Raw genomic sequence first — 17,217 nt, forward strand, 5'->3', positions numbered from 1 at the left:
GTTGATGCTGTGTGCCTTATTAAAAACCTCAGAATTAATAACAAGGACTAATGGCAAGGCGTCTTATTGCTCAGCTTTATTGCGTGAAGTATCGATTCCCAAAGCTTTAAGCTTGCGATAGAGGTGAGTCCGCTCTAAGCCCGTGTATTCAGAAATTTTGGTCATGCTACCACCCATGATGATCATTTGATGCTCAAAGTAGGCCTTTTCGAACAAGTCTCTAGCCTCACGAAGCGGCAAATCAAAATAGGTTTTTGCAATCCCGCTGATGTACTCCCCACTCTGAACTTGCGAGGCCGGCTCGCTGACTACCGCTTTCGGGCTTGGACTTGATGAAGGCGCCACCGACAATTTTTCTTCAGCTAACTCAACATGCCTAGGCGAACTTTCTAAGGCCTTGGTAACCGTCTTGAGTAACTTTTGGAGTGCAATCGGTTTTTCCAAGAAATTGAGTGCGCCTATGCGAGTGGCTTCAACGGCCGTATCAATGGTGGCATGCCCTGACATCATCACCACGGGCATAGTGAGTTGCCCTGTTTTAGACCATTCTTTTAATAAGCTAATACCGTCAACATCGGGCATCCAAATATCCAGCAAAACTAGGTCTGGGCGCATTTGTTCGCGAATTGTACGCGCCTGCATAGCGCTCTCAGCCGCATACACGGTGTGGCCCTCATCCGTCAGAATCTCATTGAGAAGCTCACGAATTCCCATCTCATCATCGACCACCAAAATACTTGCCATTCTTATGCTGCCTCTTTTGCCAGATTCATAAACAAAATTGATACTTGCGCACCGATCACCTCATCCGCCTGCATACGATTCCGGATTTCGATTTTGGCGCCGTGATCGTCTACTATTTTCTTCACCACCGCCAATCCCAATCCAGTGCCTTTACTTTTCGTTGTTACATAGGGCTCAAAGGCTCTTGCCAATATCTTAGCTGGAAAACCTGAACCACTATCACTTATTGTTAAACGCACCGCATTTTGTGGCACACCATGTGATTCTCCGTAAGGCACTAATTCTGTTTTTATCTCAACTGGCTCAGATTGATGGGTGCCCTCGAGAGTAGCATCTTGCGCATTTTGCAAAAGATTATGAATAATCTGTCTGAGTTGAGTTGAGTCTCCCATAATATTTGGGCAACGAGAATCCAACCGGGTTTTTATAGGGCTTCCTTCGTATAGCCCGAGGATCTCTTGTGTCAAAGTATTAATAGAGACCGCTTTTAGTTGCGGGCTTGGTGTCTTTGCGAAATCCCTGAAATCATTCACCATTTCTTTCATGGCCTGAACTTGGCCGATGATCGTTTCTGTGCTGCGATTCATCATCTCCTCTTGCTCGGGACTCAGTTTGCCGGCTAACTTGTGCTGCAGTCTCTCTGCTGAGAGCTGTATGGGGGTTAGCGGATTCTTAATCTCATGCGCCAAGCGTCTTGCCACCTCACTCCAAGCAATGGAGCGCTGTGCACTAACTACATCGGTAATATCATCAAAAACCACCATACGTAAATCGGCAGTTAGCTCGGTTCCACGAATAAATAAAGTAACACCGGGCTCATTCTCAAACTCATTTGTGCTGTGAAGCTGAATCTGTTTTTGCCAGACTGGCGCTAATTTATTTTTAGCTAACGGGGGCTGACTATCGTCTTCTCCAACCGACAACTTTAACGTAGCAAAGCCCTCTTTGATAGCCTTATCAAACTCAATGAGACTTGGGCTATCGCCTAAAGGACGTCCATCCATTTTGGTTAAGTCTTGACTAAAGATACGGTCAGCACCAGCATTACTAGAGACCATATTGAAATTTTTATCAAAGATACAAACACCAGCAGTTAAATTGCCCAAGACTGTTTCAAGAAATGCTTTAGATTCTTGAAGAGAGGTTCTTGTATCTGCAAGCTGACGAGTCATCACATTAAATTGACGCGTCAACATTCCCAATTCATCGCCAGTATCTAACTCCGGCTTTGGAGATAAGTCACCCTGAGCAACGGCTTGGGTACCCTTTAATAACATCAATAAAGGCCTGGCCAACTGACGACCCAGAATCAAAGCTAAAGTCACCGCCACAAATAATGCGAAAAATAACGTGAGCGTGAGCGTACCAACAAACATTTTTCTTAGGCCAGTTCTACCTAATGATTTCTCCTGATAGTCGCTGTAGGCAGACTCAACCGCAACGATATTTTTGGCCAATGGGCTAGGAATGAAGCGCACTAGTTGCAAAAAATATTTATCCTCTACCTCTGAGCTAGCGCCCGATTTTCCCGAGATCTGTTTCTTTCGCACAATCGGCACAATCGCTCTAACCCGATAAGCACGCTGCCCCCCATCCACCTCTATTTGCTCAATAGAGGTGATGCCCTTCTTTTTAAATGCCTCAGTAACGACATCGGGAGTAGGTGCGGGTAGGTATTTTTTTGGCCTAGACTCGCTAGTTAAGATTAGGTTGCGCTGGGCATTAAACAGGCTCACCTCCTGGATACCAAATTGATTACGGATCTTCATTACCATGGCGCCAACCTGTTCAGAAGTCGCGCCCGAGGGGACCTGAACAATTTGCTCAGCAATGTAATTGCCCTCCGCCAAAATCTCTTCTTGTGCAACGCGCAAGGTAACACGTCCCAGCTCAAGCCCAGCGTCTAGCGCAGACTCTACCTGAACGTCAAACCAAGTCTCAATACTGCGAGATACGAACTGCAAAGAAACGCCATATAAAATTAATCCTGGAACGACGCCAACCAAAGCAAAAATCATGGCTAATTTAGCAACTAAGCGCGTACCAAATCGGCCCTTACGCCAACGAATGGCAATTACGATGACTAAAGTCAGAATGACTAAAGTTAAACAAATTCCAACAATGACATTGGCCGCATAAAGCCAAATAAAATAGTTATCAAAAAGCTCAGTATTGGATGTTGCAACCGATAGCAGCGCTAACAACAATAGCGCAAAAGCACCAGTTACTACCATGGCTAATGGTAGCGCTCGTCTTTTCCAAGCGTCTTTCTCAAACGCATTTGACCCAATGAAGTCTAAAGATATCTTCATCGCTTAATGAGGTTGGGGCCGTTTTGTAAGAAAGGAAAGCGCACCCAATCACTGGTGACATTCCAGTCACGATTGTTAAGGGCATTTACCTGAAATGGTTTGGGTAGCCTGCTTAAATCCAGGGTCATTCTGAGTGCAGCAGTGTACGACTTGTTTGCGTCAATTTGGTCGCTATCAATAACCCGCCAACCTCCAACACTGCCCACGGTCTGCAAAGCCTCAAATAGTGTTTTTGCAGAAAAGGTAAAACCCTCAGAAGCTATACGGTATTGCTGAGTCATTGGCTGATAAGAAAGGCGGGTCGATCTTTGAGCAATTGCAGGCTTTTCATCAAACCAATACCAACGCGAACGCGTTAAGTCAAACTCAGTTTGAAAATATAAAACAACCCCTTTTTGAACGGCATCTTCTAAGCCAGGCGTTAACTCAATCTTAAATGTTGCATTCAGAAGCCAATCGTTATCCACCCGCTCCAGATCAGCAGTTTTGAGCTTGATTCCCTCTGCACTTGCAGCTACTGAAAATAGGCTCAAGGACATCAAAACACAAAGAGTGAATTGTCTAACGCCTTGGTTCATGGCCCATTTTTCTTAAACAAAGCATAGTAAAAACCGTCGTTTAGCTCAGCAGGCAAAATTTGCCCAGGTGCGCTTAATCGTAATGCATCAGCATGCTTTGCAGCAAACCATGCCGCCTGCTCCTCACCCTCCTCTGGGAACACAGAACAAGTTACATACAAAAGTGTGCCGCCGATCTTCAGGATCTTCCAAGCTTGCTCCAAAATGGCGCGCTGCCTAGTTTGCAAGGCCTTAATATCAGCCTCACGCCGCAAAAAAGGTATGTCCGGGTGCCTTGCAACAATGCCCGATGCAGAGCAAGGCGCATCCAAAAGAATTTTGTCAAATAACTTGCCATCCCACCATGCAGTCTTTGAGGCATCCCCGCGCACTATGCGAACAGCATCAGACTGCAGGCGTAAACGGTCTAAATTGCCGCCAATTTTTCCAAGGCGCTCACCATCCAACTCCAAAGCAGTCATCTCGCACTGCGCCAACTCTAGTAGGTGCGCTGTTTTTCCACCAGGTGCAGCACAGGCATCCAAGATGCGCTCACCCGGTTTTGGATCCAGCAATATAGCTGCAATTTGTGCCCCCGCATCTTGAACAGAAACTGCACCACTATAAAAACCTGGTAAATCTGAGACTGGCACCGCCTCTTGTAATAACAAAGCAGAATTTAATATGACCCCAGCAACACTATCAATTGGTTCAGCTGCAATACCAGCTTGATGTAATAGCTCTTGATATTCCTTGCGCGTATGTTGTTTCACATTCACACGCAAAATTAAGGGTGCCCGTTGAGCCTGCTGAATCAACATAGCTTGCCAAGCCTTGGAGTAATTTCTCTTTAAGCTAGCTCGCCACCAGGGTGGGAAAAACATGGGGATAGGATCTGGAGGGTAAGGCTTTTCATTCTCAGCCTGAACCGCAAGGCTCACCTTACGAAGTACAGCATTTACAAGGCCCTTGGCATACGTTGTCGGCTCATATTCACTACAAGCTTTTACAGCTTGGTCAACGATTGTATGCACTGCATAACCCTTGCCGTCGGATCCACCCTGCAAAAACAAAGCAATCGCAACACTTAATAAGTACTCTACTTCTGGTGGAGGCGTCTTTGGAATAAATTGTTGAATGAATTCATGTGATCTCACCCATTTACGCAAAGCATCAAACGTGAGACTTTGAACAATCGGTCGCTCATGGGCATCTAGTTGATCTAACACTTCGGTTAGCGATCGGCCTACCATCACCTCACCAATTGCTTGCGCAGAAATGGTAATTGCCTCTGATAGCGGAAGACTGCGCGGTGTTTTTTGATCGGTCAAATTAATCTTTCTTGAACTGCATTATTTTTTCCTGCGCACGATAGCTTTGTAAACAAGCGCTGGCTGCAATTTTTTTTCCGCCGGGCTTTTGCATTTCCAAAATTTCAATGATGCCTTCTCCGCACTGAACATACACGCCACCTCCACTAAAGTCTAAGACCTGTCCTGGGATCGCATCTAGATGTATTTGCTCCTTGCTAGGCAAACAAGAATTCCAAAACTTCAATTGCTCGCCATTCAAACTGCTGGTTGATCCAGGAAATGGATTGAACGCTCGAATGCGTCGATCAATTTCTCTAGCACTTAAATGCCAATCAATTTCTGCCTCACTCTTTAATATTTTTTCTGCATAAGTAACTCCCTCTTTAGGTTGTGGAGTTCTTGAGATGGCGATACCTTCATCTAAATCATTGAGAGTCTTGACGATCAACTTGGCCCCTAGGGTTGCCAAATGCTCATGAAGTGATGCGCTAGTTTCTTGGGGTGTAATTTTTAGATCACCCACCAGAACGGTGTCACCGGTATCGAGGCCTGCATCCATTTGCATGATGCTTACACCTGTATCAGCGTCACCGCTTTCTATGGCACGCTGTATCGGCGCTGCACCGCGCCACCTTGGCAGCACAGAGGCGTGAATATTAAAGCAACCATGCCTCCCGCTCTGGGAAGCAAGATCAAGAATAGCCTGGGGAAGAATTAATCCATAAGCAACAACTACCATTGCATCAAATTCAATATCGGATAAATATTGAAAGGCCTCTTGCGCTGCTATTTTTTTCTGTAAGTCTGTATGGTTCTGCTTGAGCGTTTCAGGTTGCAGAACCGGAATACCTTTCTCTTGTGCAAATTCTTTTACAGGGCTCGCTTGAAGATGCATGCCTCGACCTGCACGACGATCTGGCTGTGTCAGCACTAAAACAATTTGATGGCCAGCCTTTTCTATTGCACGCATTGCTTGCGCAGCAAACTCTGGGGTACCAGCAAAGACAATTCTCATTGGGCGCTTAGCGCTCGCCTACTAATTCTTTTGCGCGCTTTTTCATTTTGAGAGAAATACGATTACGCTTCAACATAGATAGATACTCAACAAACACCTTGCCTTGCAAGTGATCCATCTCGTGCTGCAAACAAACTGACAGTAAGCCGTCTGCCTCTATTTCAAATTCTTTACCGTTGATATCGAGCGCCTTTACTCGTATGACTGCTGGGCGGTCTACTTCGTCATAATATTCAGGCACAGAAAGGCAACCTTCGCGCCATGATTTTTTTTCAGGGCTTGCCCAAACCAGCTCAGGATTAATGAATACCATTAGCTCGTCTTGATTATCTGAAACATCAATAACAACAATTCGCTCATGAATGTCTACCTGCGTTGCAGCTAAACCAACGCCTGGCGCGTCATACATAGTCTGGGCCATATCAGCCACAATTTTTTTAATGCGCGCATCTACCTGCGCTACCGGTTTGGCAACCTTATGTAGGCGTGGATCTGGATAACAAAGGACGGTTAATAAAGCCATATGGGAATTATCCAACAGAGTAATCAGACTGTCCCGATAGTTCTTTACAGCCCTATGCCGAAAATTGCCTTATGCGCATATCTAAAAACTCTAACATTGTCCAAATTCAACGAAATTCCCCTGACTATCCAGCTCGTCTGCTAGATTTATACGATCCACCCAGCTCACTCTATATATATGGTGATATTCGCCTACTAAATATTCCGACGATTGCCATCGTGGGCTCAAGAATTGCCAGCCCAGAAGGGGTCAAGAACGCTCACTATTTTGCACAAGCCCTGTCAGCCGAGGGTTATCTCATTATTTCTGGGCTGGCCCGAGGCATTGATGGGGCCGCCCATTTAGGTGCCCTTGGGTCAAATCAGGATCATCCAACCATAGCAGTATGTGGAACAGGGCTTGATATCGTGTATCCAAGAGAACATCTTGGGTTGGCCCAGGCCATTGGTGGGGTAGGCCTCTTGGTGTCTGAACTAGTCCCAGGATCAGGGCCAAAAGCATGGCATTTCCCTCGCAGAAACCGCATCATTGCAGCCCTGTCCCTTGGAATACTCGTGATAGAGGCGGCCGAGCGCTCTGGCTCGCTCATTACGGCTAGGTTGGGCTGTGAACTTGGCCGCGAGATTTTTGCGATTCCGGGGTCAATACACAACCCACTCTCTAGGGGCTGCCACCAACTACTTAGGCAAGGAGCCAAACTGGTTCAATCCCCGAAAGATATTCTTGAGGAGCTGCCAAAATGGTCAAAAACCGAATTTAAAGGTGTTTAAAGCACCATTTTAAGAAAAATAGGGTCTTAACTGGGGTTTTACCAAGCCCCAAAAATGAGGTTTTTGGACTTTTGTCAATTTATCGGTTAATAATAAAAAAGGGGCATGAAAGAGGTCTGACCAGAATCTGGTTTAAATTGGTCACCCGTTTTCACCCATTAAAAACATCATTTCAAGCTCAAATTTAGGCAAAACGCGTGGCAACTAAAGCAACTACCAAAAAAAGCAGTTCAAAGACTTCAACTGTTGATCAGCCAAAGGCGCTGATCATTGCGGAGAAACCTTCCGTTGCGAATGACATTGCCAAAGCTTTAGGTGGCTTTACTAAATACGAGGATTATTTTGAGAGCGATGACTTTGTTATCTCCTCTGCAGTTGGCCATCTATTAGAAATCGCCGCCCCCGAAGAATTTGATGTCAAGCGTGGCAAATGGTCTTTTGCAAATCTGCCGGTTGTACCCCCCTATTTTGATTTACGCCCAATCGCCAAAACTGAATCTCGACTGAAGGTTTTGCAAAAGCTCATTAAGCGTAAAGATATTAACGAACTCATTAATGCATGTGACGCGGGTCGAGAAGGTGAGCTGATCTTTCGTTTGATTGCGCAACATGCAAAAGCACCTCAGGCTATTAAACGGCTCTGGTTGCAATCCATGACACCGGCAGCAATCAGAGATGGCTTTGCCTCCCTGCGCAGCGATACGGATATGCAGCCTCTCGCCGATGCGGCACGCTGCCGCTCTGAAGCGGATTGGCTAGTCGGAATTAACGGCACTCGCGCTATGACGGCATTCAATAGCAAGAGCGGTGGATTCTTTCTGACAACAGTGGGCCGAGTACAAACACCAACGCTATCAATCGTTGTTGAGCGTGAAGAACTAATTCGGAAATTTATCTCCAAAGACTATTGGGAAGTGAAAGCAGAATTTATTGCTGCAGCTGGCGTATATGAGGGGCGCTGGTTTGATCCTAAGTTTAAGAAAGATGCTGCCGCTCCAGACGCTCGAGAGAACCGCCTTTGGAGTGAAGCCGCAGCACAAAGTATTGTTGCTGCGTGTCGCGATAAAAAAGCGAGCGTTAAAGAAGAAGCAAAACCAGCAACACAATTAGCGCCTCAACTGTTTGATTTAACGAGCCTACAGCGCGAAGCAAATGCACGCTTTGGTTTCTCTGCAAAAAATACTCTTGGCTTGGCCCAAGCGCTTTACGAGCGACATAAAGTACTGACCTATCCACGTACCGATGCTAAGGCTCTGCCTGAAGATTACTTGGATACCGTGAAGCAGACGATGGAAAACCTGGCTGAGAACTCACAAGAATATCGTTCCTTTGCCAAACAAATCTTACAAGGCGATCCAAAGGATCCAAAAGCCAAGGCAGGGTATGGCTGGATCAAACCAAACAAACGTATTTTTGATAACTCAAAAATATCTGATCACTTTGCGATCATCCCTACCTTAGAGTCTCCAAAGAGTCTGAGCGAGCCGGAACAAAAACTGTATGACTTAGTTGTTCGTCGCTTCTTGGCAGTGTTTTATCCTGCTGCCGAATTCCGCGTCACCACTCGCATCACCGAAGCATCGGGACATCACTTTAAAACTGAAGGTCGCGTCCTAGTCTCACCGGGTTGGCTAACGGTATACGGCAGATCCAATCAAGCAGATGATGAGTTGGTGGCGGTACAAGAAGGCGAAACTGTTCAAAATGAATCTATTGCAGCCGTTCCATTAAAAACCAAACCGCCAGCTCGATATACCGAGGCAACTTTATTATCAGCAATGGAGAGCGCTGGCAAATGGGTCGATGATGATGAGATGCGTGAAGCAATGGCCGAAAAAGGCTTGGGCACACCTGCAACTCGAGCTGCCATCATTGAAGGCCTACTAGCAGAGAAATATATGGTCCGGGAAGCGCGTGAGCTCATTCCTACTGCTAAGGCATTTCAGTTGATGACGCTCTTGCGCGGCTTAGATGTTGAAGAATTAACACGACCCGATCTCACTGGTAGTTGGGAAAATAAACTCTCTCTGATTGAGCGCGGTGAGATGAATCGCGATACCTTCATGCAAGAAATTGCACAGATGACGCAACGCATTGTTAAGCGCGCCAAAGAATATGACAGCGACACCATTCCCGGTGACTATGCGACCATGTCTACGCCATGCCCTCACTGCAAAGGTTCCGTTAAAGAAAACTATCGTCGGTTTGCCTGTGAGAAGTGTGGCTTTACGATTAGCAAAACTCCGGGTGGACGAGCATTTGAGTATCCAGAGGTTGAAGAATTACTACGCGAGAAAACCATTGGGCCACTGCAGGGTTTCCGCAGCAAAATGGGCAGACCATTTGCAGCAATTATTAAGTTAAGCGAAATCCCAGAAGATGATGCTGATTATCCAAATGCGGGCTTCAAGCTCGAATTTGATTTTGGCAATACTCAAGAAGATGAATCCGAAGCAATCGACTTTACTGGCCGTCAGGCTTTGGGTGTTTGTCCAAAATGTTCTGGTGCTGTTTACGAAGATGGCATGCGCTACTTGTGCGAACGAAATACTGGACCTGATAAATCATGTGACTTCAAAACCGGTAAGGTCGTTTTGCAACAAGAAATTTCTGCTGAGCAGGTTCAAAAATTGCTTACCGAGGGTAAAACCGATTTGCTAACCAATTTCAAATCTAACCGTACCGGCCGAGGCTTTAAAGCTTATCTTGCCTTGGGTGCAGACGGCAAAATTGGTTTTGAGTTTGAGGCAAAGGCGCCTAAGGCAGGTGCTGCTGCTAAAGCGCCAGCAAAAAAACGTGCAGGCGCCAGTGCGGCCACTAAGTCAGCATCAAAACCTAAGCGCGCCAGCAAAGCAAAGTCATCTTCAAGCACTTGAGCAGTTATGAGCTTAGCTGCTAAAGCTGACCATAACGCGCCTCTTGACCCCAGGGCTGTTGCTAAAAATATCCCGGGGCGTTGAGTTAACGTACCAATGATAGGTAGGCGGTCGCCAGCGACACAGCGCACCCCGACAAAACTTCCTACCTTGTGGAGTTGCTCTGTATCGCCCTCTGGATAATTCAACAAGCCCTTGGCTAATTCGCGATTAAAGTCATCGCTTGAATTCCAATCTTGAAGATCCGATTCGCCCTCATCAAAACTTGAGCCCACTATCCACTGATAATTTCCATCGGGTAAATTCTTGGCTGGCAAACAATAGCCGTCGCCTGATACAGCGGTGCGAGGTAATTTTGGCGCCCACAAGCTATTTTTATCAACAGAAAAAATACTCAACTGTCCGCGTACTGGCCGCAAGGGAAGTCGCACGTCTATGCTTTCAACTAAGCTTTTGGTTTCTAGCGCTGCTGCAATGATGACTTTGCCAGCAGTCATGATGGGCTTATCTTGAGAGTTGACTAGCCTCCAACCCACATCGACTTTTTCCAACCGGGCTACTGAGATATTCCAGCAACAAGTCAGTTTTGGATGGGGCCTTAGTGCATCCTGCGTTGCCTCAGATAAGTTTAGTGACGCGCCCCGTGGGAGCCAAATACCGTCTTGATTAATACCGCAGACTTGCAATGCCTCATCCGCATAAAGTGCTTGAGCCATGTCCTCATCGAGATTAAGTGACTGTAGATAGCTTGCAACATCATCCTGATTAAAGGCTTTGTCTTTTTTATTTGGCTGGGAGATGCCGTGCTGATTCCAGTCTTTGCCCCAGCGAGCTTCAGCCATCAAAAATGCAATACGAGTTAAGCGCAATAAACGGGGAGCACCACGGCCAACATGTGGATGAGCAATAGCGTAGGCATGGCTTGAGCATCCTGATGCAGGGTGAGGCGCTGAGTCAACAATACAAACTGCTTGACCGCGCTCGAGCAACTCACTGGCGATGCTCGATCCAGCAATGCCTGCCCCAATCACCACGATGTCATGGTGTTGGGGTGAGGTCATTAAATAAAGGGTTTTTAAAGAGGCTTCTTAAATTTCTAGGGAATGCCTAGGCGTTTAAGCGCTTCTCAATTTTGCTGCGCGCTTCGATTAACTCTTTTGGCAAGCGCTCGCCCAAATGTTCAAACAATTCTGAATGAAGCTTGAGCTCGCTCTTCCAATCATCAACAGCAACCGTAATGGCTTTTTCAAACTTGTCTGCTGAGTAATCGAGACCATTCCAATGCATATCAGCATGCTCTGGGCAAATACCAAATACAGTTTCCTTGCCTTTGGCTGTACCTTCAGCGCGGCCCAAGATCCAAGAAAGCACGCGCATGTTTTCACCAAAACCAGGCCATACAAACTTGCCGTTTTCATCTTTACGGAACCAGTTGACGCAATAGATCTTTGGCAATACAGCACCTTCAGCAGCAAGCTTGCTACCGATATTTAACCAGTGCTGGAAGTAGTCGCTCATGTTGTAGCCAGCAAATGCAATCATTGCAAATGGATCACGACGCACAACCCCTACTTGGCCAGTAATCGCAGCAGTGGTTTCAGAGCCCATTGTTGCGGCCATGTAAACACCTTCTACCCAATCACGTGCTTCGCTTACCAATGGAACGGTATTTGAGCGACGACCGCCGAACAAGAATGCATCAATCGCTACTCCCTCAGGATTATCCCAATTAGGATCGACTGCAGGGTTGTTTGTAGCGGCTACAGTAAAGCGTGAGTTTGGATGTGCGGCTTTGCGGCCAGCAGCGCCATCAGCAGGAGTCCAGTCTTTGCCTTGCCAATCAATTAGGTGTGCTGGGGGCGTGTCAGTTAAGCCTTCCCACCAAACATCGCCATCATCAGTTAAACCAACGTTAGTAAAGATTACATCTTGGTTTAATGAATCTAAGCAGTTTGGATTAGTTTGACGATTTGTTCCAGGGGCAACGCCGAAGTAACCAGACTCTGGATTGATCGCAAACAAACGTGTCTTGCCTGTAACGCTGTCTTTACGTGGCTTGATCCATGCAATGTCATCACCAACCGTAGTGACCTTCCAACCCTCAAATCCCTTTGGAGGAATCATCATAGAGAAGTTGGTTTTTCCGCAGGCGGATGGGAACGCAGCAGCAATATGGTATTTCTTGCCCTCAGGTGAAGTGACACCTAAGATCAACATGTGCTCAGCCAACCAACCTTGGTCGCGACCCATATTGGAGGCAATGCGCAATGCAAAACATTTTTTACCTAACAAAGCGTTACCGCCGTAACCGGATCCGAAAGACCAAATCTCGCGAGTTTCTGGATAGTGAACGATGTACTTGGTTTTGTTATTGGGCCAAGCGACGTCTTTTTCACCGACAGCCAGAGGCTTACCAACAGTGTGGATACAAGGAACGAACTCACCAGTAGCGCCAAGCTGATCAATCACTGCCTTACCCATGCGAGTCATTAAACGCATGTTGATAGCAACATATGGGCTATCAGAAAGTTCAACGCCAATGTGCGCAATTGGGGAACCGATTGGGCCCATTGAGAATGGCACCACATACATTGTTCTGCCACGCATACAACCATCAAACAATGGCTGGAGAGTGGCACGCATTTCACTTGGCTCTACCCAATTATTGGTTGGGCCTGCATCTTCTTTATTTGCAGAGCAGATAAAGGTGCGATCTTCTACGCGAGCTACGTCATCTGGGTCTGATAGTGCTAAGAAAGCATTTTTGCGCTTCGCAGGGTTGAGGCGCTTGAACACGCCTGCACTTACCAACAACTCACAAAATTCATCATATTCAGTCTGGGAGCCATCACACCAGCGAATTTTGTCAGGCTTGGTTAAGGCGGCTATATCTGCGACCCATTGAATCAATTTTTGATTTTTTACGTACTCAGGCGCATTGGTATTGATGGTCATGTGAATCCTATGAAATGTAATATTTTTGATCGCATTATTTTAACATTTTGGGCGTCTTTTTTATGCGTGAGCCCACTAAGAGTGAATCCTTTATTTACCAATACAAAATTGGCTAAATATTTTGCCCAAAAGATCGTCTGGGAGCAGTTTCCCGGTAATTTGCCCAAGTTGGTCTTGTGCTAAACGGAGCTCTTCTGCAAATAACTCCAGCGATATATTGCCATTAGCAGCAAATTGTTGGGATTGATCTAGGTGGTTAGCAGCCCTATCTAGGCAGTCTAAGTGCCGCCTACGCGCCACAATGACACCCTCTTGAGAACCACCCCAACCTACGAGCTCCAAGATTTTCTGTTTTAAGGCCTCGATACCCTGGCCCGTCTTGGCGGAAATGAATAAGGTTTGATTTTCATCTTGGGCAGAAATAGGGTTGCCCAATAAGTCCGACTTGTTATTGACTTCCAGCACAGGGCACTTTGGGGGGAGTGCTTTCAATATTTGGCCTTTTAACTCCAAAACTTCAGTGGCAGCAGTTGTTTCTGAAGCGCTTGAATCTTGGAGAAAAATAACTAGGTCTGCCGCCCCAATAGCCTCCCACGATCTTTCGATACCTTTTGCCTCAACTAGATCACTGGTCGCGCGTAAGCCTGCGGTATCAATAATATGCATAGGAACACCGCCGATGGTAATGCTCTCTTTCACACGATCTCTTGTGGTCCCGGCGATAGGGGTAACAATAGCGACCTCCTCACCGGCCAGTCGATTAAGAAGAGAGCTTTTGCCAACGTTAGGCGCGCCAGCCAAAACCAGCTGAATGCCGTCACGCAAAATCTTGCCCTGTTTCGCCCCCTCCCTTAGTGCAGACAACTTTCGCATCACAGCGCTTAGGCGTTCACGAGCTTGGGCATTCTCCAAGAACTCAATCTCCTCCTCGGGAAAGTCTAGGGTGGACTCCACCAAAATGCGCAGTTGGGTAATTTCTTCAATCAGGCTGTTGATGTCATTTGAGAAAGCTCCTTGCAGTGAGCGTGCTGCGCCGCGAACTGCCGCTGCACTTTGAGCATCAATTAAATCTGCAATCGCCTCAGCTTGGGCTAAATCGATTTTGTTATTAAGGTAGGCTCGTAAAGAAAATTCGCCAGGCTCAGCAATTACTAAGCCTTGATCTTTTCCCAGCTCAAGACATCGCTTCATGACCAACTCTAAAAGCTGTGGTCCGCCATGGCATTGCAGCTCTAGGACATCTTCACCCGTAAAAGAGGCGGGGGCTGCGAAATAAATTGCCAGGAGTTGGTCGATCGATTCACCCTGTGCATCTCGTAGAGTGAGTAGGTTGGCTTGCCGGGGTGTAAGCGCCCTATTGAATAAGGCTTTAGCCATAGGCAAAAGTTGGGGCCCGCTAATACGAATGACGCCGATACCAGCTTTGCCCGGCGCAGTGGCAAGCGCAATGATGGGCAGCTTTCTCGTCATCATTGCGGGCACTCCCTATTTATTCTTCAGTAGCTAAAAATTTATTTAGCCAACTTCTTTCCAAATATTTGATTGATCTGCCACTGTTGAGCAATCGACAGCAAGTTGTTCACCACCCAATACAAAACTAAACCTGCAGGAAAGAAGAAGAACATAACTGAAAATACCAAAGGCATATACATCATCACCTTCGCCTGAATTGGATCTGGTGGCGTTGGGTTAAGTTTGGTTTGCACAAACATAGAAGCTGCCATGATGATTGGCAAAATTCCAATTGGGATTGACTTTAAGCCAATCAGGTCACTAATGGATGTGTCAGGTAACGAGAGATCGTGAACCCACAAAATCCAAGGGGCGCCACGCAACTCAACTGATGACAATAACACCCAGTACAAAGCGATAAATACTGGAATCTGAATCACCACCGGCAAACAACCACCTAGTGGGTTAATTTTTTCTTTGCGATACATCTCCATCATCGCCTGATTCATTTTTTGTGGCTCGCCTTTGAACTGCTCTTTCATGGCTACTAGGCGTGGCTGCACTTCCTTCATACGCGCCATAGATTTATAGCTTGCAGCTGAAAGTGGGAAGAACACCAACTTAATTAAAATGGTTAATAGGATGATTGACCAACCCCAGTTACCAACATAAGAGTGGATGTTGTCTAATAACCAGAAAATAGGTTTCGCCAAAATAGTTAGGTAGCCATAGTCTTTCAGCAACTCAAAGCCTGGGGCAATTGTTTCTAACATGCGCTCTTCTTGCGGGCCGACAAATAGTTTTGCTTTTTCTACAACAGTAGAGCCCGCAGGAACAATCCCAAGCGGTGTTTGCATGCCAATTCGGTACAAATTGTTATCAATTTTGTTGGCATAGATATCGCGAGTTGCCTTATCGCCTGGAATCCATGCGCTTGCAAAATAATGCTGAACCATGGCAATCCATGCAGGCTCACCTGCAGCTACCTGAGTGGGAATGGTAATTTTGTTCTTGTCTATTGCTGTGAACTCAAGCTTATTAAACTTTTCTTTATCTGTGTAAGCTGCTGGCCCAGTAAATGTACTTGCTGAGAAGGCACCATCAAAGGGGCCAATTTTTTGTTCTTGGGAAGCGTCGCGAACAATCTCTGTATATAGAACTAGAGGGTTAGGATTATTGCCTGCTTGAGTAACGCGATGACCCACATCCACAACATAGCTTCCTGGGCCAAGGATGAAGGTTTTTTCAAGCTTAACCCCATTGCGCTCACTAACCAAAACAATAAATGGTCTACCTGACCCATCTTTTCCAGACTGGACTAGCTTGAAGTTACTAGTGTGGTTTGGAAGATCGCTATTTAAAGAAATCAAGCCTGAGCGTGCAAAATATTTGTGTGTGGGTGTGTATTGAAACAACTCAATAGGTTTGTTTTCTGGTGTGAAAGATTTTAATAATCTGGCATCAACGACATTTGCACCGCTTGAGCTAATTTTCAGCACGAGAACATCGTTCTCTAGTGTGAACTTTTCAGCGCCCGCCATCGAGTCGCCATTGATAATTGGTGTTGTTTCTATGACTGGTGCGCTAGACATTTGGGCAGGTACATCGGCCTTGCTCGCGGCAGTGGGCTTATCAGTATTGGCTGGGGCGCTTACTAATGGCCCACCAAACATCGATGGCTTTCCCTCGTGAACTTGCCAGTTGTTATATAACAATAGGCCTGACATGGAGAAAACTGCCCAAAGAATTGTTTTTTTAAAGTCCATTTGCATTCACTTAATAATGATGAGATGTTGGTTTTACTGCGGGGTCATGTCCACCTTGTGACCATGGATTGCAACGCAAAATACGCCACACCGACAGCCGAAAGCTTTTTAAAAGTCCGTAATTAGCAAAGCAGTCACAAGCATATTGTGAGCATGAGGGCATGAATTTACAGTGCATACCAACAAAAGGGCTGAGTGTGATTTGATAGAGTCTCACAACCTTAATAGCCAGCTTATTAAGTGGGCGCACCTTAAATTAGCCCCGCAATTTGCGCTCGTAGGCCCTCTTTTTCCTTAACGCGGAGTCTGCCACGCGTTTCGCGCCCAATTGGTTTTTTTAACTTCACCACAACATCACTATTCAGGTTTGTTGCTTGAGCACTTCTAACCAACTCGCGGATCATGCGCTTTAACTGATTGCGGTCTACCGCACGTTTAGCTAGTTTTTTGGCTACCGCGATACCCAAATCTGGTTTCGCCCCCTGATTCGGAGATGCCAAATACAAACCCCAACACAAACTTGTCTTGGGGCGTGTTTTTAGTAATTCAGAAATCCTGGCGCTATTCAACTGCTAAATTAAACGGCCAGACGTTTGCGACCTTTGGCGCGACGGGCATTTAATACCGCGCGTCCACTCTTGGTTTTCATACGAATACGAAATCCGTGTGTGCGTTTGCGACGTGTTACTGAGGGTTGGTATGTTCTTTTCATGATTCATCCTGCAAAACCCAGTATTTTCCTTGTTGCTCGGCAAAAGGTCAACCGCTGAAGGAGAATATATAGGTATTTTTCTCTATTTATTTAGTTAAAAATTAATAAACCCTTAATTTATATAGGTTTTTTTGTTTTATTCACAAGTTATCCACAGGTTTTCCACGTTTTTCAAGCTTGTGGATAACTTTATGGGATCGCTACAATGAATCCTCCAAAAAT

14 protein-coding genes and 1 pseudogene are annotated in these 17,217 nt (G+C 46.1%); 2 read left to right on the plus strand and 13 right to left on the minus strand.

Features of this window, described 5'->3' with window-relative positions:
• Positions 1–63: 63 nt before the first annotated feature.
• The 6 genes from C2759_RS10480 to def are packed head-to-tail and all read right to left on the minus strand — an operon-like array spanning position 64 to position 6,464.
• The gene (locus C2759_RS10480) at positions 64–744 is read right to left on the minus strand and encodes a response regulator (protein ID WP_215355303.1); all 681 of its coding nucleotides are present in this window, start codon (positions 742–744) and stop codon (positions 64–66) included.
• 2 nt (positions 745–746) lie between these two features.
• Positions 747–3,056: an ATP-binding protein gene (locus C2759_RS10485; protein ID WP_215355305.1), complete on the minus strand. Its 2,310-nt coding sequence runs from the start codon at positions 3,054–3,056 to the stop codon at positions 747–749.
• On the minus strand, positions 3,053–3,634 hold the full coding sequence (locus C2759_RS10490) for a DUF4390 domain-containing protein (protein WP_251366968.1): 582 nt from the start codon (positions 3,632–3,634) through the stop codon (positions 3,053–3,055). The genes C2759_RS10485 and C2759_RS10490 overlap by 4 nt, the downstream gene beginning before the upstream one ends.
• A complete protein-coding gene (gene rsmB, locus C2759_RS10495) occupies positions 3,631–4,944 on the minus strand; it encodes a 16S rRNA (cytosine(967)-C(5))-methyltransferase RsmB (protein WP_215355307.1) in 1,314 nt (437 codons plus the stop codon). Before rsmB ends, C2759_RS10490 begins: the two co-directional genes overlap by 4 nt.
• Before the next feature lies 1 nt (position 4,945).
• Entirely contained in the window at positions 4,946–5,941 is a 996-nt protein-coding gene (gene fmt, locus C2759_RS10500; protein WP_215355309.1) for a methionyl-tRNA formyltransferase, read from the minus strand.
• Between the two features lie 7 nt (positions 5,942–5,948).
• Positions 5,949–6,464: a peptide deformylase gene (gene def, locus C2759_RS10505; RefSeq protein WP_215355311.1), complete on the minus strand. Its 516-nt coding sequence runs from the start codon at positions 6,462–6,464 to the stop codon at positions 5,949–5,951.
• 71 nt (positions 6,465–6,535) lie between these two features.
• Here def and dprA point away from each other — a divergent pair, with 71 nt between their 5' ends.
• Complete coding sequence (dprA, locus tag C2759_RS10510) at positions 6,536–7,234, plus strand: DNA-processing protein DprA (protein WP_215355313.1); 699 nt, start codon at positions 6,536–6,538, stop codon at positions 7,232–7,234.
• A 197-nt stretch (positions 7,235–7,431) separates the two neighbouring features.
• The gene (locus C2759_RS10515; protein WP_215355315.1) at positions 7,432–10,110 is read left to right on the plus strand and encodes a DNA topoisomerase III; all 2,679 of its coding nucleotides are present in this window, start codon (positions 7,432–7,434) and stop codon (positions 10,108–10,110) included.
• Positions 10,111–10,169: 59 nt separating this feature from the next.
• On the opposite strand, the pseudogene C2759_RS10600 reads toward C2759_RS10515, so the two are convergent.
• The 7 genes and pseudogenes from C2759_RS10600 to rpmH all read right to left on the minus strand — a co-directional run.
• A pseudogene (locus C2759_RS10600) lies at positions 10,170–11,171 on the minus strand (FAD-dependent oxidoreductase); the annotation flags it as partial.
• Positions 11,172–11,217: 46 nt separating this feature from the next.
• Complete coding sequence (locus C2759_RS10520) at positions 11,218–13,065, minus strand: phosphoenolpyruvate carboxykinase (GTP) (RefSeq protein ID WP_215355317.1); 1,848 nt, start codon at positions 13,063–13,065, stop codon at positions 11,218–11,220.
• A gap of 90 nt (positions 13,066–13,155) precedes the next feature.
• A complete protein-coding gene (gene mnmE, locus C2759_RS10525; RefSeq protein ID WP_215356772.1) occupies positions 13,156–14,535 on the minus strand; it encodes a tRNA uridine-5-carboxymethylaminomethyl(34) synthesis GTPase MnmE in 1,380 nt (459 codons plus the stop codon).
• A 41-nt stretch (positions 14,536–14,576) separates the two neighbouring features.
• A complete protein-coding gene (yidC, locus tag C2759_RS10530; RefSeq protein WP_215355319.1) occupies positions 14,577–16,283 on the minus strand; it encodes a membrane protein insertase YidC in 1,707 nt (568 codons plus the stop codon).
• 10 nt (positions 16,284–16,293) lie between these two features.
• Positions 16,294–16,533 carry a membrane protein insertion efficiency factor YidD gene (yidD, locus tag C2759_RS10535; protein ID WP_215355321.1) on the minus strand — a complete coding sequence of 80 codons (240 nt, stop codon included), beginning with the start codon at positions 16,531–16,533 and terminating at the stop codon, positions 16,294–16,296.
• 1 nt (position 16,534) lies between these two features.
• Entirely contained in the window at positions 16,535–16,783 is a 249-nt protein-coding gene (locus tag C2759_RS10540; protein WP_251366969.1) for a ribonuclease P protein component, read from the minus strand.
• A 77-nt stretch (positions 16,784–16,860) separates the two neighbouring features.
• Positions 16,861–16,995: a 50S ribosomal protein L34 gene (gene rpmH / locus C2759_RS10545; protein ID WP_011903922.1), complete on the minus strand. Its 135-nt coding sequence runs from the start codon at positions 16,993–16,995 to the stop codon at positions 16,861–16,863.
• Between the last annotated feature and the right edge of the window lie 222 nt (positions 16,996–17,217).

This window comes from Polynucleobacter sp. MG-Unter2-18 (assembly GCF_018687675.1).
Taxonomy (GTDB): Bacteria; Pseudomonadota; Gammaproteobacteria; order Burkholderiales; family Burkholderiaceae; genus Polynucleobacter.

Bases quoted from the DNA above. Each gene is read 5' to 3' on its own strand.
- fmt (WP_215355309.1), bottom strand. From the start codon at position 5,941: ATGAGAATTGTCTTTGCTGGTACCCCAGAGTTTGCTGCGCAAGCAATG.
- C2759_RS10520 (WP_215355317.1), bottom strand. From the start codon at position 13,065: ATGACCATCAATACCAATGCGCCTGAGTACGTAAAAAATCAAAAATTG.
- C2759_RS10490 (WP_251366968.1), bottom strand. From the start codon at position 3,634: ATGAACCAAGGCGTTAGACAATTCACTCTTTGTGTTTTGATGTCCTTG.
- def (WP_215355311.1), bottom strand. From the start codon at position 6,464: ATGGCTTTATTAACCGTCCTTTGTTATCCAGATCCACGCCTACATAAG.
- dprA (WP_215355313.1), top strand. From the start codon at position 6,536: ATGCGCATATCTAAAAACTCTAACATTGTCCAAATTCAACGAAATTCC.
- mnmE (WP_215356772.1), bottom strand. From the start codon at position 14,535: ATGACGAGAAAGCTGCCCATCATTGCGCTTGCCACTGCGCCGGGCAAA.
- rpmH (WP_011903922.1), bottom strand. From the start codon at position 16,995: ATGAAAAGAACATACCAACCCTCAGTAACACGTCGCAAACGCACACAC.
- yidC (WP_215355319.1), bottom strand. From the start codon at position 16,283: ATGGACTTTAAAAAAACAATTCTTTGGGCAGTTTTCTCCATGTCAGGC.
- C2759_RS10480 (WP_215355303.1), bottom strand. From the start codon at position 744: ATGGCAAGTATTTTGGTGGTCGATGATGAGATGGGAATTCGTGAGCTT.
- C2759_RS10485 (WP_215355305.1), bottom strand. From the start codon at position 3,056: ATGAAGATATCTTTAGACTTCATTGGGTCAAATGCGTTTGAGAAAGAC.